Consider the following 2,413-nt stretch of genomic DNA (forward strand, 5'->3'; position numbering starts at 1 on the left):
CCTCCGCCGTTCCCCTCTCCCGTCCCGCGCAAAAACCGAAAGCCTCGCATGCACCACCGTTCTAGAGTGCCGACCATGGCACTCGCACGCGTCGTCCTCGCCTCGGGCCGCTCGGTCGACCTCGCCGAGCTGCGCATGTCGTCGACGTACGGCGGACTGCTCGAGGGGTACCCCTGCAAGCCGCTCAACGACCGCACGATCGCCGGACTGCCCCGCTCCGCCGCGAGCGCCTTCCCCGGCGCCCCGGTCCATCTGATCCCGCCGCCGCGCGAGTACCCCGACCAGTACGCGGGAGCGTTCGGCCCGGTGGAGGTGCTGCCCGCCGTGATCTGCGTCGGCAGCTTCCGCTCCCAGGCGGTCGACCCGGCCCACGACCGCGTCCTGTACCGCTCCCGCCTCACCGTGGTCTGGTTCCAGTCCGCCCCTCACGTCCCCTCCGGCTGCGATGCCGAACCCGCCCTCCGGGATGTCTCCTGGGACCGACTCGCCACGGACGAGGAGTTGTGACACCGTGACCGCCCCCACCACCCGAATCGAGCTGCTCCGCTGGCAGTTCGAGCTGACCTGGTCGCTGTTCGAGTACCACCTGGAGCGACTGGAACCGGAGGACTTCCTCCACGAGCCGGCCCCGCACTGCTGGACCGTACGCCGCTCCGCCGAGGGCACCTGGATCCCCGACTGGGCGGACACCGAACCGGACCCCGTGCCCGTACCCACCATCGCCTGGGTGAGCTGGCACATCGACTGGTGGTGGAGCGTGACCCTGGACCACGCGCGGCGGCGCCGCCCACGGGAGCGGACCGACATCACCTGGCCCGGCGAGGGCGCGCCCACCGTCGACCGGCTCCGCGCCCTGCGCACGGAATGGCTCGCGCTCCTGGACGACCTCACCGACACGGACCTGGACGCCACCGCCCCCTTCCCCTGGCCGAACGACCCGGCGCACACCACGGCGCACACCACGGCGCACATGCTCGCGTGGGTGAACGCCGAACTGATGAAGAACGCCACGGAGATCGGGCAGCTCCGCCTGCTGCGGGCCGCCTCGTGAGCGCCTTCACGCGAGGTCGTACACCGACCAGTCGGTGAGCGTGCGGTAACCGAGCCCCTGGTACAGGGCGTTGCTGCTGGGATTGGACAGATCCGCGAACAGCACGACGTCCCGCGCCCCCGCGTCCAGTGCGGCCCGGCTCACCTCCGCCGTGGCGGCGCCCGCGTAGCCCCGGCCGCGCAGATGGGCCGGGGTGTAGACGACGTCCACCTGCACCTGGCCGCCGATCAGCGGATTCATGCCCGCGACGGAGACGGGCGTACCGTCCGGCGTCTCCCAGAGCGTGTACCGCTTGTCGGCGAAACGGCTTTCCGCCCACGTACCGGCGTCCAGGGTGACGACCTCCCCCACCGCCCTGGCGAACTCCCCGCACCAGGACATGACCTCCTCCAGGTCCCGCTCGCCCAGGACACGGCCCCGGCCCGCCGGCAGCGGATCCGGCGGAGTGAGCGTGCCGAGGCGGTACAGCCGCAGCCGCAGGTCCCGGAGCCTCGGCGGCACGCCGGTGCACCGCCGCCAGGCCTCGGCGAACGCGGTGGCGGTGTCGTGGCCGGCACTGACGGAGGGCAGGGAGGGCAGGTCGGCGGCCAGGCGGGCGGCGAGGGTTTCGGCCTGTTCGGACGTCAGCGAGGTGGGGCACACACCACGCGTCGGAAGGCGGTGGAAGGCGGCGCGCACCCCGCCCTCCCCCTCCAGCACGCCGAAGACGGGTGCTTCGCCTCCGAACGCGCCCGTCCCGCGCTTCCGCACCCTCTCCGCCCACGTCAACTGCATGACGTGCGCGCCGGGCCGCGAGCGCAGGAAGTCCCCCGCGCGGGCGAGGAACGCGTCGACGTCTTCGGTGAGGTGCCACTCGTCCGGTCGCATGCCTCATTCTGTCCCGCGCCGTGACCGGGATCCCAGGCTGTTTCCCCCGTTATGTTTTCCGCGGTCCTGCAAGAGGGCCGCTGGCCTCCGGGCCCGGCATGACTGTTGCCCCCTGTCGAAGGCATGACCTGGGGGGTGGTGTCACCGGGCCCGGGAGGTGCCGTCGGAGACGCTGATGAGAGGTCCGGCCACCGTCCGGTCCGGCGCAATGCCGGACAGCTCGCGGGCGGCAGGTCTGCATAACGTGGATGCGCGAGTACGACACCGATGCCGAGGCCGGCACCGTCAACACCCCTTGGGGAGGGGCACGATGTTCGAGACCGAAGACGTGGGCGTGTTCCTGGGCCTGGACGTCGGCAAGAGTGCTCACCACGGCCACGGACTCACCCCGGCCGGGAAGAAGGTCTTCGACAAGCAACTGCCCAACAGCGAGCCGAAGCTGCGGGCCGTCTTCGACAAGCTGACCGCGAAGTTCGGCACCGTCCTGGTGATCGT

General features: G+C 71.5%; 4 protein-coding genes. 3 read left to right on the plus strand and 1 reads right to left on the minus strand.

Features of this window, described 5'->3' with window-relative positions; all coding sequences use genetic code 11:
• Positions 1–75 precede the first annotated feature (75 nt).
• On the plus strand, positions 76–507 hold the full coding sequence (locus B9S61_RS25235; protein WP_103544299.1) for a hypothetical protein: 432 nt from the start codon (positions 76–78) through the stop codon (positions 505–507).
• Entirely contained in the window at positions 467–1,051 is a 585-nt protein-coding gene (locus B9S61_RS25240) for a DinB family protein (protein WP_103544300.1), read from the plus strand. The genes B9S61_RS25235 and B9S61_RS25240 overlap by 41 nt, the downstream gene beginning before the upstream one ends.
• A gap of 6 nt (positions 1,052–1,057) precedes the next feature.
• On the opposite strand, the gene B9S61_RS25245 is transcribed toward B9S61_RS25240, so the two are convergent.
• A complete protein-coding gene (locus tag B9S61_RS25245; RefSeq protein WP_103544301.1) occupies positions 1,058–1,918 on the minus strand; it encodes a GNAT family N-acetyltransferase in 861 nt (286 codons plus the stop codon).
• 310 nt (positions 1,919–2,228) lie between these two features.
• Between B9S61_RS25245 and B9S61_RS25250 the strand changes: the two genes are divergently transcribed.
• Positions 2,229–2,413: transposase (locus B9S61_RS25250; protein WP_146064863.1), on the plus strand; the 185-nt coding region annotated here is incomplete at its 3' end.

Source organism: Streptomyces sp. SM1 (assembly GCF_002910825.1).
Taxonomy (GTDB): domain Bacteria; phylum Actinomycetota; class Actinomycetes; order Streptomycetales; family Streptomycetaceae; genus Streptomyces; species Streptomyces okerensis.